At 74.2% G+C, this 23,402-nt stretch carries 20 protein-coding genes; 10 read left to right on the forward strand and 10 right to left on the reverse strand.

Annotated features, from left to right (window positions below; genetic code table 11):
- Nucleotides 1-137: 137 nt before the first annotated feature.
- Nucleotides 138-1,178, reverse strand: a complete 1,041-nt coding sequence (locus ABTZ99_RS34805; RefSeq protein WP_499617494.1) for a LacI family DNA-binding transcriptional regulator — start codon at nucleotides 1,176-1,178, stop codon at nucleotides 138-140.
- Nucleotides 1,179-1,353: 175 nt separating this feature from the next.
- On the opposite strand from ABTZ99_RS34805, the gene ABTZ99_RS34810 reads away from it, so the two are divergent.
- The gene (locus ABTZ99_RS34810) at nucleotides 1,354-2,544 is read left to right on the forward strand and encodes an MFS transporter (protein WP_499617496.1); all 1,191 of its coding nucleotides are present in this window, start codon (nucleotides 1,354-1,356) and stop codon (nucleotides 2,542-2,544) included.
- On the opposite strand, the gene ABTZ99_RS34815 is transcribed toward ABTZ99_RS34810, so the two are convergent.
- Together ABTZ99_RS34815 and ABTZ99_RS34820 are read right to left on the reverse strand one after the other, a co-directional pair.
- Nucleotides 2,516-4,852: an ABC transporter permease gene (locus ABTZ99_RS34815; protein ID WP_499617499.1), complete on the reverse strand. Its 2,337-nt coding sequence runs from the start codon at nucleotides 4,850-4,852 to the stop codon at nucleotides 2,516-2,518. The genes ABTZ99_RS34810 and ABTZ99_RS34815 overlap by 29 nt on opposite strands.
- Nucleotides 4,849-5,541 carry an ABC transporter ATP-binding protein gene (locus ABTZ99_RS34820; protein WP_498775547.1) on the reverse strand — a complete coding sequence of 231 codons (693 nt, stop codon included), beginning with the start codon at nucleotides 5,539-5,541 and terminating at the stop codon, nucleotides 4,849-4,851. Before ABTZ99_RS34820 ends, ABTZ99_RS34815 begins: the two co-directional genes overlap by 4 nt.
- Before the next feature lie 205 nt (nucleotides 5,542-5,746).
- On the opposite strand from ABTZ99_RS34820, the gene ABTZ99_RS34825 reads away from it, so the two are divergent.
- On the forward strand, nucleotides 5,747-7,009 hold the full coding sequence (locus ABTZ99_RS34825) for a sensor histidine kinase (protein WP_499617502.1): 1,263 nt from the start codon (nucleotides 5,747-5,749) through the stop codon (nucleotides 7,007-7,009).
- The gene (locus tag ABTZ99_RS34830) at nucleotides 7,006-7,677 is read left to right on the forward strand and encodes a response regulator (RefSeq protein WP_499617504.1); all 672 of its coding nucleotides are present in this window, start codon (nucleotides 7,006-7,008) and stop codon (nucleotides 7,675-7,677) included. Before ABTZ99_RS34825 ends, ABTZ99_RS34830 begins: the two co-directional genes overlap by 4 nt.
- 4 nt (nucleotides 7,678-7,681) lie before the next feature.
- On the opposite strand, the gene ABTZ99_RS34835 is transcribed toward ABTZ99_RS34830, so the two are convergent.
- A complete protein-coding gene (locus tag ABTZ99_RS34835) occupies nucleotides 7,682-8,896 on the reverse strand; it encodes an alpha/beta hydrolase family protein (RefSeq protein ID WP_499617506.1) in 1,215 nt (404 codons plus the stop codon).
- A gap of 87 nt (nucleotides 8,897-8,983) precedes the next feature.
- Nucleotides 8,984-12,052 (reverse strand): ATP-binding protein, encoded by a 3,069-nt coding sequence (locus tag ABTZ99_RS34840; RefSeq protein ID WP_499617508.1) that lies wholly within the window; start codon nucleotides 12,050-12,052, stop codon nucleotides 8,984-8,986.
- Between the two features lie 130 nt (nucleotides 12,053-12,182).
- Between ABTZ99_RS34840 and ABTZ99_RS34845 the strand changes: the two genes are divergently transcribed.
- Both ABTZ99_RS34845 and ABTZ99_RS34850 read left to right on the forward strand, forming a co-directional pair.
- Nucleotides 12,183-13,040 carry an alpha/beta fold hydrolase gene (locus ABTZ99_RS34845; protein ID WP_498775556.1) on the forward strand — a complete coding sequence of 286 codons (858 nt, stop codon included), beginning with the start codon at nucleotides 12,183-12,185 and terminating at the stop codon, nucleotides 13,038-13,040.
- A gap of 57 nt (nucleotides 13,041-13,097) precedes the next feature.
- Nucleotides 13,098-14,285 (forward strand): FAD-binding protein, encoded by a 1,188-nt coding sequence (locus tag ABTZ99_RS34850; protein WP_498775558.1) that lies wholly within the window; start codon nucleotides 13,098-13,100, stop codon nucleotides 14,283-14,285.
- A gap of 44 nt (nucleotides 14,286-14,329) precedes the next feature.
- Here the strand turns inward: ABTZ99_RS34850 and ABTZ99_RS34855 are convergent, their stop codons facing one another.
- Together ABTZ99_RS34855 and ABTZ99_RS34860 are read right to left on the reverse strand one after the other, a co-directional pair.
- Nucleotides 14,330-15,343 carry a TerC/Alx family metal homeostasis membrane protein gene (locus ABTZ99_RS34855; protein ID WP_499617511.1) on the reverse strand — a complete coding sequence of 338 codons (1,014 nt, stop codon included), beginning with the start codon at nucleotides 15,341-15,343 and terminating at the stop codon, nucleotides 14,330-14,332.
- 277 nt (nucleotides 15,344-15,620) lie between these two features.
- Nucleotides 15,621-16,556: a universal stress protein gene (locus ABTZ99_RS34860; RefSeq protein WP_499617513.1), complete on the reverse strand. Its 936-nt coding sequence runs from the start codon at nucleotides 16,554-16,556 to the stop codon at nucleotides 15,621-15,623.
- Between the two features lie 147 nt (nucleotides 16,557-16,703).
- Here ABTZ99_RS34860 and ABTZ99_RS34865 point away from each other — a divergent pair, with 147 nt between their 5' ends.
- From ABTZ99_RS34865 to ABTZ99_RS34875, 3 genes are read left to right on the forward strand one after another with little or no spacing between them, the layout of a single operon-like run.
- Nucleotides 16,704-17,063 (forward strand): STAS domain-containing protein, encoded by a 360-nt coding sequence (locus ABTZ99_RS34865; protein ID WP_499617515.1) that lies wholly within the window; start codon nucleotides 16,704-16,706, stop codon nucleotides 17,061-17,063.
- A 43-nt stretch (nucleotides 17,064-17,106) separates the two neighbouring features.
- Nucleotides 17,107-17,802: a YwaF family protein gene (locus ABTZ99_RS34870; RefSeq protein WP_498775566.1), complete on the forward strand. Its 696-nt coding sequence runs from the start codon at nucleotides 17,107-17,109 to the stop codon at nucleotides 17,800-17,802.
- Nucleotides 17,799-18,497 carry an endonuclease gene (locus ABTZ99_RS34875; protein ID WP_498775568.1) on the forward strand — a complete coding sequence of 233 codons (699 nt, stop codon included), beginning with the start codon at nucleotides 17,799-17,801 and terminating at the stop codon, nucleotides 18,495-18,497. Before ABTZ99_RS34870 ends, ABTZ99_RS34875 begins: the two co-directional genes overlap by 4 nt.
- Here the strand turns inward: ABTZ99_RS34875 and ABTZ99_RS34880 are convergent.
- Nucleotides 18,446-18,928: a DoxX family protein gene (locus ABTZ99_RS34880; RefSeq protein WP_499617518.1), complete on the reverse strand. Its 483-nt coding sequence runs from the start codon at nucleotides 18,926-18,928 to the stop codon at nucleotides 18,446-18,448. The two genes, ABTZ99_RS34875 and ABTZ99_RS34880, sit on opposite strands and share 52 nt — an antisense overlap.
- A gap of 93 nt (nucleotides 18,929-19,021) precedes the next feature.
- On the opposite strand from ABTZ99_RS34880, the gene ABTZ99_RS34885 reads away from it, so the two are divergent.
- A complete protein-coding gene (locus ABTZ99_RS34885) occupies nucleotides 19,022-19,573 on the forward strand; it encodes a TetR/AcrR family transcriptional regulator (RefSeq protein ID WP_498775572.1) in 552 nt (183 codons plus the stop codon).
- A gap of 46 nt (nucleotides 19,574-19,619) precedes the next feature.
- Here ABTZ99_RS34885 and ABTZ99_RS34890 read toward each other — a convergent pair whose 3' ends face one another.
- Both ABTZ99_RS34890 and ABTZ99_RS34895 read right to left on the reverse strand, forming a co-directional pair.
- Complete coding sequence (locus ABTZ99_RS34890) at nucleotides 19,620-20,063, reverse strand: MarR family winged helix-turn-helix transcriptional regulator (RefSeq protein WP_498775574.1); 444 nt, start codon at nucleotides 20,061-20,063, stop codon at nucleotides 19,620-19,622.
- Nucleotides 20,064-20,241: 178 nt separating this feature from the next.
- A complete protein-coding gene (locus ABTZ99_RS34895) occupies nucleotides 20,242-22,194 on the reverse strand; it encodes a GTP-binding protein (RefSeq protein WP_499617520.1) in 1,953 nt (650 codons plus the stop codon).
- Nucleotides 22,195-22,825: 631 nt separating this feature from the next.
- Here ABTZ99_RS34895 and ABTZ99_RS34900 point away from each other — a divergent pair.
- Nucleotides 22,826-23,371 (forward strand): hypothetical protein, encoded by a 546-nt coding sequence (locus ABTZ99_RS34900; protein ID WP_499617521.1) that lies wholly within the window; start codon nucleotides 22,826-22,828, stop codon nucleotides 23,369-23,371.
- Nucleotides 23,372-23,402 lie beyond the last annotated feature (31 nt).

Below are 23,402 nucleotides of genomic sequence, written 5' to 3' on the forward strand. Positions count from 1 at the left end.
CCCGGCCGGCCGGCCGGCCGGGTGGCTGGCTGGCCGGACACCTGACGCCTGACGCGCCTGTCATGTGACGCCTGACGCGTGATGCCTGACCGCCTGACCGCCTGACGTCAGCCGGCAGCGGTCAGCGGCTCAGCGGGTCAGGTGCTGGCGCGGAGGATCAGGGTGGTCGGGTAGAAGGTTTGTGGTGGTGCGGGTTGGTGGTTGAGGACGGCGGTGGCGGCGGCGGTGGTGATGGCTTCGACCGGGTGCGTGGTGGTGGTGAGGCCGGGGTGGCTCAGGGCGGCGTAGGGGAGGTCGTCGAAGCCGGCGACGGCGATGTCGCCCGGCACGTCGACGCCCTTGCGGCGCAGGGCGGTCAGCGCGCCGAGGGCGGACAGGTCGCCGAGGGCGAAGATCGCGTCCGTGTCCGGCCAGCGGGTCAGGATTTCGGTGGTGGCGGATTCGCCCGTGGCTGCGGTGAAGTTGCCCGCGGCCAGGCGGGGTGGGGCTCCGGCGTCGGCGAGGGCGCGGTGGTAGGCGGTGAGGGCGCGTTCGGTGCACGGGAGCCATCGGGGGCCGGTGATCATGGCGATTCGCCGGCGGCCCGTGGTGAGCAGGTGTTCGATCACCTTCGTGGTGCCGGTGGAGTTGTCCACGTCGAAGGACGGCACGTGGCGGGTTCCGATGCCGATCGACGCGATCCGGCCTCGGGCGGACCTGGGGATCGTGGCCAGCGCCGGGGTGGTGGGGTTGACGACGATCACGCCGCCGATGTCGCGGTCGTCGGCCAACCTGCCCAGTTCGCCGGGATCGTGCAGTGGGAGCCAGTGGAGGGATACGCCGACCCCGCGTGCGGCGGCCGCGCCGGCGGTGGCGGCGGTTACGCGGGCTACGTAGGGGTCGTTCAGCACGTGCGAGGTTTGGCCGCCGACGGCTATCGCGACGCGGGTGCCGCTGCGGGTGGCCAGGGCGCGGGCAACGGGGTTGGGGGTGTAGCCCAGTTCGCGTGCGGCGGTGGCGACTCGGTGGCGGGCGGACGCTGAGGCCGGGCCGCGGACGCTCAGGGCGCGGGACGCGGTCGCCGGCGACACGCCGGCTCGGCGGGCCACGTCCGACAAGGTCGGCTCCTGCCCGTTCGGCGAGGTCGAATTCCGCCCGTTCGGCGAGATCGGCTCCCGTCCCTGCTCGGCCTTGGCCACGGGGGAAGTCTGCCAGGCCCCGCCCTTGTGGTGGAAGCGCTTCCACGTATGAGGTCACGGAAGCGGGTCAGGGCTGGGTTCAGGGTCAGGGCTGGGTCAGGGCTGGGTCATGGCTGGGTGCGCGGCGATGGGTTGGCAGGGCGCGAGGATCGGGACGGTCGGGGAAGGGAGTTGCATGTCGAGAGTCGAGGTGACGTCGGGTGGCGTCGGAGGGGCCGCTGCAGGGGTCGCGGTGACGTTCGGGCTCAACGGGGTCGCGGTGGCGTCCTGGTTCGCACGCGTCCCCGCCGCCCGCGACGCGTTGGGCCTCGGCGCGGGCGCGCTCGGGCTCCTCCTGCTGGCCATGTCGGCCGGCGCGACGCTGGCGATGCTCACCGCCGGCGAGGTGACCCACCGCCTCGGAGCCCGGCGAACGGTGTGCGCGTCGACCGTCGGAGTCGCCGCCGGGCTGGTGGTGGCGGGTGCGGCCATCGGCATCTGGCCCTCGGCGGCGGCGACGGCGGTCGGGTTGTTCCTCCTGGGGTACGGATCTGGCACGTGCAACGTGGCGATGAACGTCGAAGCGGCGGCGGTGGAGCGGGTGGTCGGGCGCACGGTCATGCCGCGGTTCCACGCGGTCTGGAGCCTGGGCACGGTGGTGGCCGCCGGGTTGGCCGCGGCGGCGGCCTCGCTGCGCCTGCCGGTGACGGCGCACCTGACGGGCGTCGCGGTCGTCACGTTGACCGGCACGGTCGCGGCCGCGCGGTCGTTCCGGCACAGCACGAGCGACGCGATCGGCGAGAAGAGCGGTGTGCTGGCGGCCTGGCGTGAACCGCGCACGTTGCTGATCGGGTTGCTGGTGCTGGTGCTGGCCTTCACCGAGGGCACCGCGAACGACTGGGTAGCGGTGGCGTTCGTGGACGGCTACGCGTTCGGGCCGGCGGCGGGCGCGATCGTGTTCGGCGTGTTCGTGACCACGATGACGTTCGGCCGGGTGGTCGGCACGGTGGCGCTCGACCGGTGGGGACGGGTGCCGGTGCTGGTGGGCACGATGCTGCTGGCGATCACGGGGACGACCCTGGCGGTGCTGGGCGGCTCGCCGGCGGTGGCGGTGGCCGGGGTGGCGTTGTGGGGCCTGGGCACGTCACTCGGCTTCCCGGTCGGCATGAGCGCCGCCGCCGACGAGGAGGACCGGGCGGCCGCACGGGTCAGCGTGGTCGCGGTGATCGGCTACACCGCGTTCCTGGCCGGGCCGCCGGTCGTCGGCCTGCTCGGGGACCAGGTCGGCGTCCTCCGGGCGCTGCTGGTCGTGCCGCTGCTGCTGCTACCGGCGCTCGCCCTGGTCCCCGTCCTCCGCCCTATTCGGTCCGCAAAGCCCTTGCCGTAGACGTCTTCGCCGCCCACGTGGCCGGCGGCACGGCGCCCACGACCGCGATCAGCGAGCCGCCGATGGCCAGCAGGAGCAGCGTCAGCGGGTCGTGCACGGCGAAGACCGACGCGGGCAGGCCGATCCCGGCGCTCTCCCCCATCGCCGGCAGCACGGCCCGGTGCAGCGCGACCCCGGCGGGCACGCCGACCGCACCGCCGACCACCCCGATCAGCACGACGGAGGCGATCACCATCGCGATGGTCTGCCGGGGCGTCATGCCGAGCGCCTTGTGGACGCCCAGGTCCCGGATCCGTTCCCGGGTGTCGAGCACGACGGCGTTCAGCACGCCCATGGCGGCCACCGCGACGAGCATCAGCGTGAGGATCGTGGTCAGGCTGTTGATCAGGATGACGGTGTCGCTGGCCTGATTGGACCGACCGGGCCGCGCGGTGGCGCCGAGCGGCTTCAGCGCCGTGTTCAGCCCTTCGACGTAGGAGGTGACGTCGGTGCCGGGCCGGACCGCGATGTAGTGGCTGGTGTCCGTCGACCCGGACGTGAACGTGGCCGCGTCGGTCAGCACCACCATGCCGTCGTTGCCCATCTCGAAGACGTCGCCGACGATCCGCACGGTGACCGACTTCTCGCCGTCGTTCAGCGTCACGGTGTCGCCGACGCGGGTGCCGGTGGCGGTGAGGAACGGCGTCGGCGCGACGGCTTCGCCCGGCCCCGTGAACCACCGGCCGGACACCAGCTGGTAGCCGTCCCAGGTGGCGTCACCGGTGAACGACACGAGCTCGGTCGCGCCGGCCACGCCGCTGACGGTCACCCGCGTCCGGCTGGTGCGGTAGTGCGCGCGCGTCCCGGCCTGGGCGCTGATGGCGTCCGAGACCGCGGCCGGGTCGGCCTCCGGCTTCCTCGGATGGACACCAGGACCAGGGCCAGGACCGGAACCACCCGGCCCGTCCACGCCGATCGTCACGTCCGCCGAGTTGTGGTTGCGGGCGATCTGGAGCTGGTTGAGCGAGGACGCCAACCCGACCGCGAACGTGACCGCGGTGGCGCCGAACAGCACCGCCGCCACCATCGCCAGCGCACGGGCGGGCCGCGCGAACGGGCGGGCCAGGCCGAGGCCGACGGGTCGCGGCACGGCCAGTCGGGCGGTCAGCCTGGCGGCCCACCGGCCGCGGCCGGGGCGCGGGGTGCGGCCGACGGCGATCGCGTCCACCGTGCGCAACCGACCGGCGCGCAACGCGCTCGCCCACGCCGTCACCGACACCAGTGCCAACGCGGCGACGACCACCACGACGTCCACCCACGGGGCCACGGTCAACCGCACCGCGCCGTAGACGTCCTCGGTCTCGGCCAGCACGGGGATCGCGAGCAGGTTGCCCGCCACGACACCGATCGCGGTGCCGACCGCCGCCGGGATCAGGGCCTGCGCCAGGTACGCCCACACGACCTGCGCCGGGGTGAAGCCGAGCGCTTTGAGGATGCCGATCCGCCGCGTCCCCGCGCCGACCGCGCCCGCGACCACGTTGCCGACCACGAGCAGCGACATGACCAGCCCCAGCACGCCGAACGCGACCAGGAACGGCACGAACACCGCGATGCTGCGGTCGGCCGCCCGCTTGAGCACCAGCCACGACTGCGAGCCGGTCATCGCGCCCTCGGGCAACGCCGCCGTCACCGCCGCACGGCCCGCGTCGACCTGCTCGGCGGTGGCGGCGGACGCGAAGCGGTACAGCACCTGGTAGCCACCGGGCGAGGTGATCCAGGACGGTGGCACCCAGCCGTCGGCGGTGCGGCTGACCGAGCGGGCCACGCCGACCACGGTCAACGTCGAGCCGTCGGCGAGGGGTATCCGGCGGCCGACGCCGGAGCCGGTCGGCGAGTGCGCGTGCGGGCTGTCGGCGGACACCACGACCTCGCCCGGCGCGTCGGCCCACTCCCCGTCGGTCAACGTCACCGCGTCCACCGGTCCGTCGCCGGGTTCGGCCCGGCCCACCACGGTCAGCGGCGCGGGGTCGCCGGGTCCCTCATCGCTCGGCGTGACCGAGGTGGTCGGGAACGGCCCGGCCGACGCGGTGACGCCCGTGACGGGCGCCGACAGCTGCTCCGGTGTCACCTTGCCCGCGTCGAACTGCGCCGACAGGTGCGCGCCGCGCTGCGCGGCGAACGCGTCGTCGAACGGCGCGGTGGACGCCACCAGCAGCGACCCGCCGAGCACGGACGAGGTGACGGCCATCGTGGTGGCGAGCCCGATCACCGCGGTCTGCACGCGGCGCCGTGCCACGCCCGAGCGCACGACCCGTCCCAGCCCGCTCATCGGGTCGGCTCCACGGCGACGTCGCCGGCGATGCGGCCGTCGACGAGCTGGATCGTGCGGCGCGTGCACGACCGCGCCAGCGCCAGGTCGTGGGTGACCACCACGAGGGTCTGGCCGTCGGCGTTCAGCTCGGTGAGCAGCGCGCTGACGTCCTCGCCGGAGGCGGTGTCGAGCGCGCCGGTCGGTTCGTCGGCGAGCAGCAGCGCGGGCCGGTTCATCAACGCCCGCGCGACCGCGACCCGCTGGCGTTCGCCGCCGGACAGGCGTCCGGGGTAGGCGTTGGCGTGCCGGGCGACGCCGAGCTGGTCGAGCAGCTCGGCCGCGCGCTTGGCCGCTTCGCCGCGCGCCATGCCCGCCAGTTGTGCGGGCAGGACGACGTTGTCGGCCACGGTCAGGTCGTCGAGCAGGTTGAAGAACTGGAACACCATGCCGATCCGGGCCCGCCGGTAGCGCGCGGACGCGGCCTCGCCCAGGCCGTCGACCCGCTCGCCGGCCACGGTGACGATGCCGGTGTCGGGCCGGTCGAGGCCCGCGATCAGGTTGAGCAGCGTGGACTTGCCGCTGCCGGACGGGCCGAGGACCGCGACGGCCTCCCCGGCCCGCACGGTCAGCGTCACGTCGTCCAACGCCGGTGGCCCGTCGTCGTACCTGCGGCTCACGTCGCGCAGTTCGATCACCGGCGTGGTCATGGTCGGCTCCCTGGTTCGTCCTCGATGTGGCGCGGTGGACGCTAGGAGCGGCGCGGAGCCGGGCGCGTCGGTCGGCCGGGGCATTTCCGGTACCCCGCCGGGATGAGGGCGGCGCGGTGTCATCCCTGCGATGTAGTCGAGCGGTGGAGGCGGGGTGGTCGCCCGGGTGGATGTCCGGTGGCCGGCGGTCGGTGAGAATGGCCGGGTGACGAACGCGGCGGTGGTGGACCGACTGCGGGCCTGGGCCGCCCTGGTGGTGCTGCCGACGGGTCCGCTGCCGCGGCCCGCGGTGCGCAACTACGTGTTCGACGCGGTGGTGGCGCTGGTGGTCGGGATCGCCTCGGTGCGGTTCGCGGTCGACTCACAGGACGTGCCCGCGCCCGTCCTGATCGGTGGTCTGCCGCAACCGTTGCCCGTACCGCCGCCGCAACCCGACACGTTGTTCGGCGCGGTGGTCATCGCGGTGGCGGCGGCGGTGGCGTTGGCGCTGCGTCGCCGTTATCCGCTGGCCGTGCTGTGGGTGGTGCTGTACGCGACGTTGGCGGCGCCGTCGGACACGCCGCGGCTCACGTTCTACGCCTGCGTCATCGCCGCCTACTCGGCCGCCGCGTACAGCCCGCACCGGCCGCCCGCGTTGGCGAGCCTGCTGGTGACGGTGCTGGTGGTGGCGGTGTTCCGGGACTCCGAGCTGCCGGTGGTGCCGAACGAGTACGTGCCGCTGCTGATCCTGGTGCCGCTGATCGTGGCGGCGAACGGCCTGCGCACGTGGAAGGTCCGCACGGACGAGGGCCGGGCGCAGGTCTCGGCGCTGGAACGCGAGCAGGCCGAGGCGTTGCACCGGGCGGTCGAGCACGAACGGGCCCGCATCGCCCGCGAGCTGCACGACGTGGTGACGCACCACGTCAGCGTGATGACGATCCAGGCGGGCGCGGCGCGCAAGGTGATGGGCTCCTCCCCCGGGCAGGCGCAGGAGGCGTTGCTCGCGGTCGAGGCGGGCGGACGGGCGGCGATGACGGAGTTGCGGCACGTGATGGGGCTGTTGACGGTGGACGGCGCGGACCCGGCCGACCTCGCGCCGCAGCCGGGGCTCGACCAGCTGGCGGCCCTGGTCGACCGGCTCCGGGACACCGGGGTGCCGGTCGGGACGAGGGTGACCGGGCAGCCGCGCCCGCTGCCGTCGGGGGTGGAGCTGGCCGCCTACCGGGTGGTGCAGGAGGCGTTGACGAACGCGGTCAAGCACGCCTCCGGCGGGTCGGCCGAGGTGACCGTGGACTACGGCGCCGACCACCTCCGGGTGGAGGTGGTCGACACCGGCGGCGAGCCCGGTCCGGGTGCGGCGGCGGGCAACGGGCACGGGTTGATCGGCCTGCGGGAGCGGTTGGCCGTCTACGGCGGCACGTTGGACGCCGGCCCGCGGCCCGGCGGCGGCTACCACGTGACCGCGTCGATCCCGGTGGAGGCGCCGTGAGCGCCCCGCTGCGGGTGGTGGTCGCCGACGACCAGGTGCTGGTGCGCACCGGTTTCCGGATGATCCTCACCGCCGACGGCATCGACGTGGTCGGTGAGGCCACCAACGGCCTGGAGGCCGTGGAGGCGGTGCGGCGCACCGTGCCCGACGTGGTGCTGATGGACATCCGGATGCCCGAGCTGGACGGCCTGGAGGCCACCCGCCGGATCCTGACCGGCGCGGAGACCGAGCCGCGGGTGATCATCCTGACCACGTTCGACCTCGACCACTACGTCTACGCCGCGTTGTCGGCCGGTGCGAGCGGGTTCCTGCTCAAGGACGTGACGCCGGAGCACCTGGTCGCCTCGGTGCGGATGGTGCGCTCCGGCGACGCGTTGCTGGCGCCCGCCATCACCCGCCGCCTGGTGGAGCGGTTCGCGAACCGGGGTGCGGACACCGCGTCGTTGCACCGCGACCTGGCCGCGTTGACCCCGCGTGAGCTGGAGGTGCTGCGCCTGCTGGCGCGCGGGCTGAGCAACGCCGAGCTGGCCGGGAACCTGCACCTGTCCGAGGCGACGGTGAAGACGCACGTGGCGCGCATCCTGGCCAAGCTGGGCCTGCGCGACCGCGTGCAGGCCGTCGTCGTGGCCTACGAGACCGGGCTGGTCACGCCCAGCGGGCAGGGTTGACGGCTCAGCCGAGGAACCGCACGTCGGGGTGCCGGTCGGACGGTCCGTCGAGCAGGCGTTGCGGCCGGTGGCGCAGGTGCTGGTCGAAGAACGCGGTCAGGTAGGCGCGCTGGGCGGCGGTGCTGCGGGCGGGGTCGACCGTGCCGACGATCGGCGCCGTCACCGCCGGGTCGAGGCCCAGGTGGGCAGCCAGCGGCGGCACCAGCGACTGGTGGTCGGTGAACGACGAGTGCTCGCCGGCCGGCAGGTGCAGCTGCCGCACCCAGCCGCGGTGGTTGGCCAGGAATGCCTGCCACGACAGGTCGGAGGCCGCGCTGTGGTCGCCCGCGCTCATCAGCAGGAACGGCCGGTCCAGGCCTTCGTCGGCGACCCGGCCGAAGTCCCCCGCGGTCTGGTCGTAGGCCATGCTGCCGTCGAGGTTCGCGCCCGCGTCGATCCGGCGGTCGGACACCATGGTCTCGCCCGTGGTGAACCCGCCCGCCGAGTGGCCGAGCATGCCGACCCGCGACAGGTCGAGCGACCGGGCGAGGTTCGGCGGCAGGCGGCGTCGGCCGGCGTCCGGGTTGCCGCCGGCGGCGAGGACTTCCAGCTGGTCGAGCACGAAGCTCGTGTCGCGCGCGCGGGTGGCCATCAACTTCTTGTTGACGTCGATCGTCAGCGGTGGCACGGCGCGCGGCGCGACCCGGCCGTCGGGGAACTGGACGGCGAGCGGTTCGTGGGTGTGGTCGATGGCGACGACCACGTATCCCTTGCCGGCCAACTGCTCCATGAGGCCGGTGCCCAGGGCGCGCGGGTTGCCGCGGCCCGGCGAGTACAGCACGACGGGCCGTCGACCGGGGACGGCGGGCACGTCGGGGACCGAGTGGGTGGCGAAGCCGTAGTCCAGTTCGGCCGGGTCGATGCGCAGGGCCCTGGCGTCGCTCGCGGCGACCGCTTCGGCGACGGCGGGCGGCATGAACGGCGCCGCGTCGTCGGCGCTCGGCGCGGCGGGCGTGGCCGGATACCGGACGGTGACCATCAGTTCCCTGGTGGTGTCCGGCAGCCACGGGTCCGGGCGGGCGTGGTCGACGAGGTGCAGTTCGGTGGTCCCGACCGCGTAAGGGCCGGTGGGTGCGGGGAGTTCGAACCGCACCGGCGACGGTGAAGCCGCCGCGGGCACGGCGGTGGCCAGCGCCACGCCGGCGAGCAGGGCCGGCACGAGCAATCGTTGTCCAGTCACCAGGCGAACTTAGGGCGGCTCGTCCGCGTGCCGGATCAGGATGATCACCCAGCGGCACCCTGAGGCAGCCACTAGGTGACGCCACCGTCAGTCCATTGTGGACTTCTTCAGTTCCTCGGCGATCTCCCGCGCCTGGCGGCGGTGTTCGGCGGCCCGCTCGTGCCGGCCGAGCGCGGCGGCGAGGGTGGCGAGGTGGTCCGCGGTCGAGCCGAACGAGACCAGGCCGCTGCCCGCGCCGGCGAGTTCACCGGCCGCCGGGAGGAGCCGGTCGTAGAGGCGCTCGATGGTCGGCCGGTCCCCCGCTTCGACCGCGATCACGGCGTGCAGGCACGTCCGGGCCTCGAACAGCAGGTCGTGCGGCGAATCGGGGACGACGGCCGCGAGGGCTTCGGCCCGCCTGCCCCGGGCGAGCAGGGCGACCGGGCGTGCCCACGGCTCGTACGGGCCCCAGTCGTCGTCCGGCACGTCGCCGAGGCCGAGCAGCGCGAGCGGCAGGATGCCGCGTTCCAGACCCGGCATCCCGGCGCCGGAGAGGCGGGACGCGGCGGCGCGGTAGGCGGCCCTGGCCTCGTCGCGCCGCCCGGTCACGGCCAGGCGCAGCGCGGCGTACCAGGTGGTGAAGACGCCGACCAGCGGCAGGTCGTGCCGTTCGGCGAGCGCGTCGGCCGCGGCGGCGTGCCGGTCGGCGGCGGCCAGGTCGGCGAGCGCGGCGTGGGACTGCACGAGGATCAGGTGGGCGAGCACCTCGAACGTGACCAGGCCGTGGCGGGCGGAGAGGTCGAGCAGCTCGGCGCCGATCCGGGCCCGGTCGGGGGCGAGGCCCGCCCGGTGGAACGTCTGCAGGAACCGGCCGTTGAGCGCCAGGGCCAGCAACGACGGGTCGGCCAGGTCGCGGGCGATCGCCTCGGCTTCGAGCGCGGCGTCCCGGCCGCGTCGTTCGGCGTCGGCGCGTCGTTCCACGGCGATGGTGATCAGGAGGCGGGCGCGTTCGGCCTCGTGACCCGGTGGCAGGGCGGCCAGCGCGCGTTCGGCGGCCTCGGTGAGGCGGGCGGACAGGGCTTCGTCGTCGTTGGTGGTCCAGAGCGCGGGCACGTCGAACGAGCCGATCGTGCGGGCGGTCAGCACCGGGTCGCCTTCCACCTCGGCGACGGCCTCCGCCCGGTGCCGGCGGGCCTGCTCCAGGTCGCCGGTCACGGCCAGTGCCCGCACCAGGCCCATCACGGCTCCGAGGCGGTCCTGTCCGGTCCGCGCCAGCGTCTCCCGCCACCACGTGGCCGCTTGGTGCGGCGCGGACCGGCGTTCGGCGCGTTCGGCCGCGGCCCGGGTGTAGCGCGCGGTGCGTTCGGCGGTGGCCCGGTTGCCGGCGCGCAGGAGGTGCTGCGCGATGGCTTCGACGTCGTCGGGGTGCACCTGCTCGATCACGTCGGCCGCCGCGGCGTGCCACCGGGCCCGGCGGGCGTGCGCGATGTCGTCGTACAGCGTTTCGTGCACGAGCGCGTGGGCGAACCGCAGGCGGTCGGCGTCCGGTTCGACCAGGAACCCCGCGAGCAGCGCCGACTCGACGGAGTCCAGCACCGCCTCCTCGTCACCGGCGAGCGGGATCAGCACGTCCAGGTCGACCTCCTGGCCGAGGACCGACGCCTGGCGCAAATGGGTCCGCGCGGTCCCGGTGAGCTGGGCGAGGCGGTGGCGCAGGACGTCGCGGACGCCGGCGGGGACGGTGCGCAGGGCCGGGTCGGTCTCCCAGAGGCGGGTCAGCTCGCGGACGAAGAACGGGTTGCCCGCGCTGCGGGTGTGGATCGCGCGGACGTCGGCGTCGGTCGGCTCGCGGTCGGTGGTGGCCTCGACCAGTTCGCGCACCTGGGGCTCGGTCAGGCCGCCCAGGTAGACGCGGGTCGGCTCGGTGCGGGCGGCCCGGCCGAGGGCCTCGGTCAGGGCGGCGGAGATGTCGGTGGAGCGGTAGGTGGCGACGATCAGCACGCGTCCGGCGTCGGGGTCGGCGGCCAGCGACGTCACCAGGGCGAGGGTGTCCTCGTCGGCCCAGTGCAGGTCGTCGAACACCAGCATGATCCGTTGCCCGAGCCCGGCCAGGGACGCGGCGATCGCGCGGTGCCGCTCGAACCGGCCGGCGGGCGGGTCCGCGTCCAGCGCAAGCGTTTCCGCCATCCGCGTCCACGGCCAGGCGGCGGGCGCGTCCTCGGTGGACGCGCCCCACGCCGTCGCCCAGCCGGCGGCGGCGAGCCGTGCGGTCAGCTCCTCGGCCAACGCCGTCTTGCCCGCCCCGGCCGTGCCCGAGATCAACGCCAGCCGCCGGCCCGCGTGGGCGGCCCGCTCCAGCTGGGCCAGCTCGTCCACCCGGCCGATGAACGGGCTGGAGCGGGCGGGCGGCGGTTCGGGCGCGAGGGCCGGCGACTGGGTGAGGATGTCGGTCTCGAGCTGCCGGAGGGCGTGCCCGGGGTCCACGCCGAGTTCCACCCGCAGCACCTCGCGGGACTGGCGCAGCGTGGCCAGCGCCTCGCCCTGGCGCCCGGTCCGGTAGAGCGCGAGGGCGAGCAGCCGTCGGCCGTCCTCCCGCAACGGGTGCGCGGCGACGTGCGCCCGGAGGTCCGGCACCGACTCCGCGGCCAGGCCCAGCGCCAGCGCCGCCTCCGCCCGCCGTTCGACGGCCAGCAGCCGCACCTCGTCGAGCCTCGCGGCCTCGCCCAGCGCCCACGGCCGGTCGGCGAACTCCGCGTAGGCGGGGCCGCGCCAGAGTTCGAGCACGTCGTCGAGCAGCGCCTTCGCGTTCCCGGGCCGGCCGTCGGCCAGCAACCGGGCCGCCTCGCCGACCGCCTCCTCGAACCGCCGGGCGTCGACCTCGTCCGCCCGCAGCGCGTACCCCGGCGGCACGGTCACCAGCAGCCGGGCCGGCGTCCGGGGCGGGCGGTCCGGTTCGAGGGCCTTGCGCAGCGCGCCGACGAACGTCTGCACGGCGCCGAGCGCACCGTCCGGCGCGTCGTCGCCCCAGAGGTCGTCGATCAGCCGCGTGACCGGCACCACCCGGCCCCTGGCGACCAGCAGGCGTGCCAGCACGGCGCGGTGCCGCGGCCCCTTGAGGTCGAGCGGCCCGCGTTCGCCCACGGCCTCCAGCGGGCCCAGCACCCGGAAACGCACCATCGCCGACAACGTATCCGACCTGGTCGGCGGCTGCCTCGCGGTGCTGACCGGTTGCTGATCGAGCACTGATCGGGGCCGCCCAGAGTGGGTCGGGCAACCGCACCACACCCCCGGAACGGAGCTTCACACGATGTTCAGCAGGCAGCGCGTCACCGTCGCCGACGGCGTGGCGCTCAACGTCGCCGTGGCAGGCTCGGGCAGCCCCGTCGTGCTGCTGCACGGCTTCCCGCAGACCCACCTGATGTGGCGGCACGTCGCCGCCGACCTGGCCGCCGACCACACCGTCATCTGCCCCGACCTGCGCGGGTACGGCGACAGCGACAAGCCGGCCGACGACGGTCGGGCGTACTCGAAGCGCACGATGGCCGCCGACGTCGTCGCCCTGGCCCGCGCGCTCGGGCACGAGCGGTTCGCGCTGGCGGGCCACGACCGGGGCGCGCTGGTCGCGATCCGCGCCGGGCTCGACCACCCCGACGCGGTCACGCACCTGGCCTCGCTGGACGTGCTGCCGACCCTCGACATGTGGGACGTCATGCACGGCGCCACCGCGGCCATCGGCTTCCACCTGTACCTGATGGCCCAGCCGCCCGGTCTGCCCGAGGCCATGATCGGCGCGTCGGCGGACGCGTTCTTCGGCCACTTCCTGGACGTCTGGGCCAACGACCCGGCCGCGATCCCGGCCGACGTCCGCGCCGCGTACCTGAAGGCGTCCCGGGAGGCGGTCCCGTCGATCGTCGCCGACTACCGGGCCTCCGCCACCGTGGACGTCGAGCACGACCTGGCCGACCGGGAGGCGGGCAACCGGCTGCGCATGCCGGTGACCGTGCTGCAGCAGGACTGGGGCTCGGCGCTCGGGTTCGACGCCGCCGGCCGGTGGCGGGAGTGGGCGGCGGACCTGGAGCACCGGACCGTCACGTGCGGTCACTTCATGGCCGAAGAGGCGCCCGGTGAGGTCGTCAAGGCGTTGCGCGACCTGCTCGCGCGTTAGGCCCGGGTTGTCGGGCGCCGCGTGTGGGATGTCGGTGTCGGTGGCACGCTTCGGGGCGTGGTCGACTTCCCCGACGGCGTGCTGCTGACCGACGACGCGGCGCTCGACTGGGCCGCGGACGACTTCGGGCACGTCGTGCGGCAGCGGCCGGTCGGTGTGCTGCGCACGACGTCCGCCGACGACGTCACGGCCGTGGTGCGGCTGGCCCGGGCGCACGGCCTCACCGTCGTGCCGCGGGCCGAAGGCCACTCGACCGGCGGACAGGCGCAGGCGCCGGGCGGGATCGTGCTGGACCTGACCGGCTTCCGGACCGTGCACCGGGTGACGCCCGAGCACGCCGTCGTGGACGCCGGTGCGCGGTGGAGTGACGTGCTCGCGGCCACGTTGCCACTCGGCGTGACGCCGCCCGTGCTGACCGACTACCTCGACCTGTCCGTCGGCGGCACGTTGTCCGTCGGCGGTCTCGGCGGGGCCGGCCACCACTTCGGGGCGCAGACGGACAACGTGCTCGACCTGGACGTCGTCACGCCCGACGGCGAGCGGGTGACGTGCTCGCCGACCCGTCACCCCGACGTGTTCGACGCCGTGCGCGCGGGCCGCGGTCGGCGTGGCGTGGTCCTGCGGGCGACGTTGCGGCTGGTGCCGGCGCACACCCACGCCCGGTGCTTCCGGCTCCGGTACGACCGGGTGGCCGACTTCCTGCACGACCAGCGGCTGCTGATGGCCGAACGCCGGTTCGACCACCTGGAAGGGCGGGCCAAGCCGGACGGCGCCCGGTGGACGTTCCGGATCGACGCCACGGCGTACTTCACACCGCCGATGCCGCCGCCGGAGCCGTTGGACGGGCTGCGGGACCGGCGTGCGGCGGCCGAGGTCGACACCGTCACGTACCGGCGTTTCGCCAACCGGATGGCCGACGACGTCGCCGTGCTGCGGGACCTCGGCCCGTGGGGGTGGCCGCACCCGTGGCTGAACGTGCTGCTGCCGGACTCCGCGGCCGAGGCCGTGCTGGCGGAGTCGTTGGCCGGGCTCACCGTCGGCGAGACCGGCGTGGTGCTCGTCTACCCCTTGCCACGGGCCCGTTTCCGCACGCCCGGCCTCCGCTTGCCGGACAGCCCGACCGTGTTCCTGCTGGCGCTGCTGCGCACCGCCGACTCACCTTCCGCCCTGCGCGCCATGGTCGAGCACAACGAGTACGTGCGCCGCCTGTCCGCCGCCGCGGGCGGCACCACCTACCTCCCCTGACCCCGCGTGTCCTGCCTTCCGGGCACGCGGGGTCAGGGGAGGGGTCACTCCGGACGGTGGGGTTCGGAGGGCTGGGCACGCCGGGCGCGCAGCGAGCCGGGACGCGCCTTCACCGACGGGTCGCGCCGCGTCCTGGCCAGGCTCGCCACGGTCACCACCGTCAGCACCACCACGATCACGCCGAGGCTGAGCAGCGTCGGCACCTCCGGCACGCGCGGGTCGAGGTCTTGGTGCGCCCAGTGCAGGATCAGCTTCACCCCGATGAACGCCAGGATCAGCGACAGACCCGTCGACAGGTACACCAACCGGTCGAGCAAACCCTTGACCAGGAAGAACAACGCCCGCAACCCGAGCAGCGCGAACGCGTTGGCGACGAACACGACGTACGGCTCGGACGTGATCCCGAAGACCGCCGGGATCGAGTCCAGCGCGAACAGCACGTCGATGCTGCCGATCGCCAGCAGCACCAGCAACAGCGGCGTGGCCATCCGCCGGCCCCCGGCGCGGGTGAACAGCTTCCCGCCCTCGTAGTCGTCGGTGATCGGCAGCACCCGGCGCGCGGTCTTCACCACGACGTTGTCCTCGACGTCCGGGTCCTCGTCCCGGTGCCGGAACAGCTGCACGGCCGTGTAGAGCAGCAGCAGGCCGAACAGCAGGAACACGAACGAGAACAACGCCAACAGCGTCGCGCCGACCGCGATGAACACCCCGCGCAGCGCCAGCGCCAGCACGATGCCGAACGTCAGCACCTTGTGCTGGTGCGCCTCCGGCACGGCGAACGTCGACATGATGATCACGAACACGAACAGGTTGTCGACCGACAGGCTCTTCTCCACCAGGTAGCCGACGAAGTACTCGGTGCCGGCCTGCCCGCCGTGCGCCAGCGTGAACCAGACGCCGAACAGCAGCGCGAAGAGCACGTAGAACACCGACCAGGCGGTCGCCTCGCCGATCTTGACGCGGTGCGGGCGCACGACCGCCAGCACCAAGTCCACCGCGAGCAGCACGAGGACCAGGCCGATGGTGAGCGCCCAGGTGAGACCTCCGATGTCCGCCACGATCAGCGGGCGCGGTCGAGGTCAAGGCCGCGTCCAAGGCCACGGTCGCGGTCGAGGTGGTCGGAGGTGGGTGGGATCGGTGGCGGGATCGGCTTCGGTGGCACCGGCTCGGGTCCGGACGGCTGCGGCCGGCGCGGGACCGGATCCGGGGTCAGCGGGTCGGGCGGGTCCGGTTCGTGGTCACGATGCGGTGGGGTCGCCGCGGTCCGCTGGTGGTCGCGGAGAGCCTGGTCAGACCGGACGGACAGGTCCGGTCCGTGGTCGCGGAGTTGCGGGTTCACGCGTCCCCTCCTCGTGGGGTCGTGGTGTCGTGGTCGCGGTGGACGATCGCGACCGAGCACGGCGCGTGGTAGAGCACGGCGTGGCTCACCGAGCCGAGCAGCGCGCGGCGGACCGCGCCACGGCCGTGACTGCCCACCACGAGCAGGTCGGCGTCGCGGGCGTGCTCCAGCAACGCGTGCGCCGGACCGTCGAAGGCCACCGCCCGGCTCACCCGCACCTCCGGGCGCGCCTCGCGGTGTCCGGCCAGGGTCCGCTCCACCAGCGCCTCCGCCTCGGCCTCCACCTGCCCCAGGTCCGACCGCGCCGCCCAGATCGGGGCCACGGCCTCCACCGGCAGGTCGGCCCACGCGTGCACGGCGAGCAGGTCGCGCCCGTGCCGCCCGGCGAAGTCGAACGCGAAGCCGAGGGCGCGCTCGCTCGTCGGCGACCCGTCCACCCCGACGACCACCCGGCCGTCACCACCGCCGTCGCCGCGGGCCACGACGACCGGTCGGCGGTGGGCGTTCACCAGGTCCGCGGTGGTCGAGCCGAGCAGCGCCCTGGACAGCCCGGAACGCCCGGACGAGCCGACGACGAGCAGTTCGGCGTCACGGGCGAGCGCGCTCAACGCGTCGGCCGGGTGGCCGTGCTCCAGCCGGGTCCGCACCTCCAGGCCCGCGCACAGCCGCTCGCACTCGGCGGCCACGGCGGCCAGCTCCCCCTCGGCGTACCCGCGCACCGCCTCCTCGGTCATCGCCTCGGGCAGCGGCACGGTCATCGACGTCAACGCCAGGTCCGGCATCGGCACGCGCAGCACGTCCACCACGAGCAACGCGCACCCGCGGCTCGCGGCCTCCCGAGCCGCCCAGAACGCCGCCAGCCGCGCCTGCTCCGAACCGTCGAACCCGACCACGACCGCGCCGCGACCGTCGCCGTTGGGCGGGTCGGCCATGCCACCACCTCCGATGTCCCCGGAGACCGGAGGAGTACCCGGCGTGCGGATGGCGTAACCGATGCCGCGTCCACGCCAGGCGTAACGCCGAGCCGGACGGGGACGACGCCACGGTCACAACGGAGGTCCAGCGAGGGGGCGTCGTCCATGACCGATCGGCCTTGGCAGGGTGAGGAGCTCGCCATCGACACGACCGAGGTGCACGGCCTCCCGGTCACGCGTGTCACCGGCGAGGTCGACCTGGCGGGTGTCGACCTGATCCACGCCGAGCTGGACGTGCAGCTGGAGCTGCGGCCACCGGTGCTGGTGGTGGACCTGACCGACGTGACCATCCTCGGCTCGCTGGGCATCTCGGCCCTGTTGGACGCCCACCACCGCGCGGTCGCGGCCGGTGTCCGGTTCGCGGTCGTGGCGAGCCGGCGGTCGGTGGTCCACCCCTTGCGGCTCACCGAGGTCGACCGGGTGCTGACCGTGGTGCCGACGCTCGACCAGGTGGTCGCCGGCTGACTCCACCGGGTGTCGCCCGGCCGTGCCGCGGGTAGCCCGACGTGTGGCGTCGTTGCCCATCGCCCGGGAGTTCACCGCGTTCGGCCTCTCGCACTGGGTCGTGCTCGGGCTGTTCGCGGTGGGCGCCGCGGCCGTGGTGGTGTTGGGCCGCACGCGCCCGTCACGCCGCTTCTCGCGTGTGTTCGCCGCGATCGTGCTGCTGCTCCAGGTCGGCATCCACACCTACCTGATGCTGCCGCCGCGCTGGAACGTCCAGTACTCGCTGCCGTTGCAGCTGTCCGACCTGGCGGGGCCGATCGCCGCCTACGCGTTGTGGTCGCAACGGCGGTGGGCGTTCGCGCTCACGTACTACTGGGGCCTGACGTTGAGCGTCCAGGCGCTGATCACGCCCGTGCTGCGGGTCGACTTCCCGGACCTCGGCTTCCTGCTGTTCTGGGCCACCCACCTGTTCGTCGTCTGGGCCGCCGTCTACCTGACGTGGGGCCTGGGGCTGCGGCCCGACTGGCGCGGCTACCGGCTGGCCGTGCTGGTCACGGTCGGGTGGGCGGCTGCGATGTTCGCGCTCAACGCGGCGCTCGGCTCCAACTACGGCTACCTCAACCGCAAGCCGTCGACGGCGTCCGTGCTGGACCTGCTCGGCGACTGGCCGTGGTACCTGGTGCCGGAAGGCGCTTTCGTGCTCGCGGTGTGGGCGTTGATGACGTGGCCGTGGACCCGCCGGGGTAACCGGACGGCATGAGCGAGCACGAGGACATCGCCCGACGCCTGCTGGACCGGGCCGGGCGGACGTACGCCGAGCAGGCGGGCATCCGGCTGGCGGACACGCCGTCGCCGCTGTACCGGCTGCTCGTGCTCAGCGTGCTGCTGTCCACCCGCATCCGCGCGGACATCGCCGTGGCCGCGGCACGGGAGCTGGCCGCGGCGGGCTGCACCACCCCTCGCGGCACGGCGGGGACGACGTGGCAGCAACGGGTCGACGCGCTGGGCCGTGCCCACTACGTCCGCTACGACGAGAGCACGGCCACCGCGCTCGGCGAAGGCGCGCAACTGGTGCTGGACGACTACAAGGGCGACCTGCGCCGGCTGCGCGAGGACGCGGGCGGTGACGTGGCACGCCTGCGCGCGGCACTCGAACGGACACCGCGCCTGGGCCCGGTCGGTTCGGCCATCTTCTGCCGCGAGGCGCAGGGGGTGTGGCCGGAGCTGCGCCCGTTCCTGGACGACAAGGCGCTGGCGGGCGCCGGCCGCGTGGGGCTGCCCGAGGACCGCCGCGCGCTGGCCCGCCTCGTGCCCGCCGACGACCTGGCCCGGTTCGCCGCCGCGCTGGTCCGCGTCACTCTCGACAAGGGCGTCGCCGACGACCTGGAGCAGCACGGCCGCGGTCAGGCGCGCACCTCCTCGCGCGAGTCGAGGGACCGGCGGGTGCGGGCGTAGTGCACGACGATGCTCACAGTGGCCGCGAGGAAGACGAGCTGCATGAGCGTGCGCGGCAGCAGGGCGTCGCCGAACGAGGGTGAGAGGCCCTTCTCGGCGGCGTAGACGTTCGCCGGGAACATGCCCACGAGCATCGCGGTGAGCCCGGCCGCCGCCCACGGCGCGGTCCGGCGCCACAGGACGCCCGCCGCGCCGGCGAGTTCCAGCACGCCGGTCACCGTGATCACGAGGCCGGGTGCGGGGATCGCGGGCGGCACCATCGCGATCAGCTCCTCCCTCATGCCGATGAAGTGCGCCAGCCCGGTCGCGACGAACATCGCCGCGACACCGCACCGCACGGCGAACGGCCAGGCCGGGACCCGGGTGACACCGACGGCCCGCAGGCCGACCAGGGCGAGGGTGACGACGACGAGGATGACGAGCGGTGCCACTGGCACTCCTTCGTGAACGCGAACTTGACAGTGACAAGATTGCGTGCGACCAGGCAACTTGTCAATGACTAGATCGCGGGTAGGCTGCCGGGGGTGACCACCGAGCGCCCGTACCACCACGGGGACCTGCGCCGCGCCGTCCTGGACGCGGCCGTCGAGGCGATCACCGAGCACGGCCCCGGCGGCGTCGGCCTGCGCGACCTGGCCCGGCGGGTCGGGGTGTCGCACGCGGGGCCGGTGCACCACTTCAAGGACAAGGCGGGCCTGCTCACCGCGCTCGCCGCCGAGGGCTTCACGCTCCTGGCCGACGCGCTGGACGCGACGGTGGCGGCCGGCGGCGACATCGTCGACCTGGGCGCGACCTACGTGCGCTTCGCGGTCGGGCACCGGGCGCACTTCGAGGTGATGTTCCGGCCCGACCTCTACCACGGCGACGACCCGGCGCTGACCGAGGCGCGCGACCGGGCCGGGGCGGCACTGGCGGGCGGCGTCGCCGACCGGCCCGACCCGGAGCTGGCGTCGGTCGCGGCGTGGTCGCTCGTGCACGGCTTCGCGACGTTGTGGAACACCGGCGCGCTGTCGCGGACCGATCGCGACCCGGAGGCGATGGTGCGGGCCTTCGCGGGCTCGATGTTCCTGACCTAGCCGACCCTCACCGCGTGCCGGCCCGCATCCCGGTGCCGAGCAACGGTCATCGGCCCTGCAACACCTCACCGAGGTGGCGCAGCGTCCCGGTGACGGCCCGCAGTCCGGTGGCGGGGAGGCGGGCGGCCAGGTCGTTCGCCCACTCCGCCTGTCGGAGCTCGACCTCGCGCAGGGCCGTCCGGCCGCGCGGGGTGGGCGCCAGCAGCCTGGCCCGGCGGTCGCGCACGTTGTCCCGGAACTCGGCCAGGCCCGCGCGGACCAGGCCGGTCGCCGTCTGCCGCACGGCCTGCCTGGTCAGCCCCATCGCCCGGGCCACGTCCGCGATCGTGCGCGGCCCGTGGTCCACCACGGCGAGCACCTGCCACCGGGCGCCGGTCAGGCCCGCGGGCCCGGCCAGCCCGTCACCGGCGGCGAGGAGCAGGCCGTGCACCCGGGACACCTCGGCCAGGAGGTCCGTGAACTCCCGGCCCGGATCGGACAGTGCGGTCACATCGGACAATCTGGCAGTTTGACAAGTACCTGTCAAAACCCGGGTGGACGGCGACGCGGCCGGCGGACGACGGGCGTTTGGCGGAGCTGGACGGCCCCGTCATGGCCGCCCTGCTTGACGGTGACCCGACCGCGGCCGGGATCGGGCTGACGGCTCGCCCGGTGGGGTAGTCACGGGGTCACCGGTCGACCAGGTTCCGGTTGGACAGGAACCGCAGGTACTCGTCGTGGTCGAGCGGGTTGCCGTCCGTCCTGGCCCTGGTCGGCGCCGGGCCGCGGACGCGGCGGGCGGGCCCCGGCTCGTGCCAGATGCTCCCCTCGCCGCGGGTCAGGCCCGGCAGGGCGGCGGCGAGGTCGTGCAGCGACCGGGCCGGGATGTCGCCCGGCACGAGCCACGACGAGCCGGACTCCGCGGCCGGGCCGAGGTCCGCGCCGAGCGAGAGCAGGAGACCGGTCACGGCGCTGAGCGCGTCGTCCGGCACCTCCACCTCGACCGTGTAGCCCGGCTCGTGGACCGCGCTGCCCGCCTGCCGCAACGCCCGCAGCACCACGATGGGCGTCAGGTGGCGGAAGTCGGCGGCGACCGTGCTCGGCGCCCGGTACCCGACGTGGGTGATCGTCACCGCGCAGTCGGTCACCTCCCAGCCGTGCAGGCCCTGGTGGAGCGTCGACGTCACCGCCTCCTCGATCGCCCGGTGGTAGGCCTTGGGCAGCAGGCCGAGCTGCGCCTGCCTGGTGAAGGTGTTGCCGGTGCCCGGCGGCAACGGCTCGACGCGCACGCCCACCGTCTGCCAGAAGTCGTTCGGTCCGCGCGGGGAGAACTCGTGCACGGACTCGCCCCGGCCCACCGGCCGTTCGAAGTACACCGGCCGGACCGGCTCGAACACCGCGACGATGCCGAACTCGCGCTGCAACCGCTCCGCGATCACCTCCCGCTGCACGGCCCCGTAGAGCAGCACGGACGTCGCGCCGCCCCCGGCCGTCCGGGTCCGGATGAGCGGGTCCTCGTCGGCCAGCCTGGTGAGCGCGGCGTGCAGTGCGGCCGCGCGGTCGGGGTGCTCGGGCCGGACGACCGACTCCAGGATCGGCGGCGAGAAGTGCGCCCTCGGCCCGTCGTCGTCCGCGCCCAACCGGTCGCCGACGCGCACCCGCGGCAGACCCCGCAGCCTGCCGATGTCGCCCGCGGTCAGCGGACCTGACCCGCCGCCGACGACCTCCAGCCCGGCGACGCGCCCCCGGTACTCCTCCACCGCGCCCGAGGCGTCCCGCCGCCGGAACGCCACCTGCTGCCGGCCGTGCAGCGTGCCGGAGAACAGCCGCAGGTAGGCGACCTTCTCGCCCTTGCCGGTGCGTTCGACGGCGAACACCGTGCCCCGCAGGTCGTCGGACGGCGCCGGGCGTGGCGCGAGGAACCGCCGCACGCCGTCGGCCAGTTCGGCCGTGCCGGCGCCGGACACCGCCGAGCCGAAGTACACCGGGTGCACCAGCCCCCGGCACGTCTGGTCCCGCAGCGGCCCGGACACGTCGTCGGGCACGTCGCCGTCGAGCACCCGGCCCAGCAGCGGCAGGTCGTGGTCGGCCAGGAGTTCGGCCGCCTCCGCCGGGAACGCGCCGTCGACGGACGGGCGGGCGACGACGGCCGCGTCACGCGTGCCGAGCCGCTCGACCCGCACCATCGGCAGCACGGCGGGCGTGAGCCTGCGGCGGATCTCGGCGAGCAGGTCGTCGTGCCGCGCGCCCATCCGGTCGATCTTGTTGACGAACAGCAGCGTCGGCAGGCGCAGCCGCCGCAGCGAGCGCATCAGCACCCTGGTCTGCGCCTGCACGCCCTCGACCGCCGAGATCACCAGCACCGCGCCGTCGAGCACGGACAGGGCGCGTTCGACCTCGGCGATGAAGTCGGGGTGCCCGGGCGTGTCGACCAGGTTCACCTGGAGGTCGCCCAGCACGGGATCGCCCAGCCTGAACCACGCGACGGCGGAGCGGATGGTGATGCCGCGGCGGCGTTCCAGCTCGCCGCTGTCGGTCTGCGTGTCACCGCCGTCGACGCTGCCCAGCCGCGGGATCGTCCCGTGGTCGAACAGCAGCCGCTCGGTGAGGCTGGTCTTACCGGCGTCGACGTGCGCGAGCACGCCCAGGTTGAGGGTTCGAGTGGGAATGACGGTCCTCGAGGGTGTGGGAAGGGGCACCGGGACGGAGCACACCGTCGAGTCGCCGCATCTCATTCCTCCTCAAGGCTCGATCACCTGCCGCGGCCCACCGTAGAGCGGACGCCCCGATCGCGCCGGCCGATTACCCCCGACCCCGCGAGGTGCGAACCGCCGGCGGAAAGCACACCGGAGCACGGGCGTGGTCTGCCCGTGCTCCGGTGTGCCGACCGGTTCCCGCCCGCTCCCCAACCGGCGTGGAACCGTTCCCCCGTTTCCCCCTGTCCCCCGATCCCCTTCCCCCCGATCCCCCCGGATCCCTTGTCCCCCGACTTCCCCTGACCTGCATCAATGGTGATCGACGAGGCGTACGGGAACAATGTCGCACCCCGGCCGCTCCGAGACCCCGTTTATTGCCGGTTTCCGGCAATCAAGCCCGTGCGCACGACTCGGCCGCCATACCACGGTTCGTTTGGTCAGAAAATCTCCCACTTGGCTGCTGTGCGGTAAGTTGCCGGCACTTAAGCTGGCTGTCCGACGACCCCTGCCGCAGCCCTCACGCCGTTCCCGCCATCCCGGCCTCGGCGAGGGCTGCCCGTCGAAAGGACAGTCCCCCATGCGTACCGGTCGCTTCCGCGCCGCCGTCGTGGCCGCCGCCACGGCACTGCTCGCCCTCACCGGCGCGACGATGGCCTCGGCCGCGCCCGCCGAAGCCGTCCAGGACACCGTCTTCTCCCCCGCCGCCGACACCCCGGTCACCGCCCTGGTCACGAAGCTGACCCACGCCGAGGCCGCGGCCCGCTTCCGCGCCGCCGGCATCACGTGGTCCTCCAGCGGCGGGTGCAGCGACCGCAACAACCCGACCTGCACGTCGTTCTCGCAGATCAACCTGACGACCGTGCAGGGCGCGGAGACCCTCAAGCGGGCCACCGGCTGCGCGCTGAACATCACCGGCGGCACCGAGACCGGGCACGCCAGCGGCACCTACAGCCACTGGAACGGCTACAAGCTCGACTACAGCCTCTCCACGTGCCTCGGCAACTACATCCGCGGCACCTTCGCCTACATCGGTGGCAACAAGTGGCGCTCCGGCTCCGGGAACGTCTACTTCCTGGAGAGCAACCACTGGGACGTCACCTACTACAACTGCGGCGGCTGCTGACACCGCCGCGTGGAAAGGGGGACCGGCGGCG

The organism is Actinosynnema sp. NPDC002837, assembly GCF_040295345.1.
Taxonomy (GTDB): domain Bacteria; phylum Actinomycetota; class Actinomycetes; order Mycobacteriales; family Pseudonocardiaceae; genus Actinosynnema.

Excerpts from the sequence above, each read along its gene's own strand:
- ABTZ99_RS34810 (WP_499617496.1), top strand. The coding sequence starts at position 1,354 with ATGTCGAGAGTCGAGGTGACGTCGGGTGGCGTCGGAGGGGCCGCTGCA.
- ABTZ99_RS34815 (WP_499617499.1), bottom strand. The coding sequence starts at position 4,852 with ATGAGCGGGCTGGGACGGGTCGTGCGCTCGGGCGTGGCACGGCGCCGC.
- ABTZ99_RS34820 (WP_498775547.1), bottom strand. The coding sequence starts at position 5,541 with ATGACCACGCCGGTGATCGAACTGCGCGACGTGAGCCGCAGGTACGAC.
- ABTZ99_RS34840 (WP_499617508.1), bottom strand. The coding sequence starts at position 12,052 with ATGGTGCGTTTCCGGGTGCTGGGCCCGCTGGAGGCCGTGGGCGAACGC.
- ABTZ99_RS34845 (WP_498775556.1), top strand. The coding sequence starts at position 12,183 with ATGTTCAGCAGGCAGCGCGTCACCGTCGCCGACGGCGTGGCGCTCAAC.
- ABTZ99_RS34860 (WP_499617513.1), bottom strand. The coding sequence starts at position 16,556 with ATGGCCGACCCGCCCAACGGCGACGGTCGCGGCGCGGTCGTGGTCGGG.
- ABTZ99_RS34865 (WP_499617515.1), top strand. The coding sequence starts at position 16,704 with ATGACCGATCGGCCTTGGCAGGGTGAGGAGCTCGCCATCGACACGACC.
- ABTZ99_RS34875 (WP_498775568.1), top strand. The coding sequence starts at position 17,799 with ATGAGCGAGCACGAGGACATCGCCCGACGCCTGCTGGACCGGGCCGGG.
- ABTZ99_RS34900 (WP_499617521.1), top strand. The coding sequence starts at position 22,826 with ATGCGTACCGGTCGCTTCCGCGCCGCCGTCGTGGCCGCCGCCACGGCA.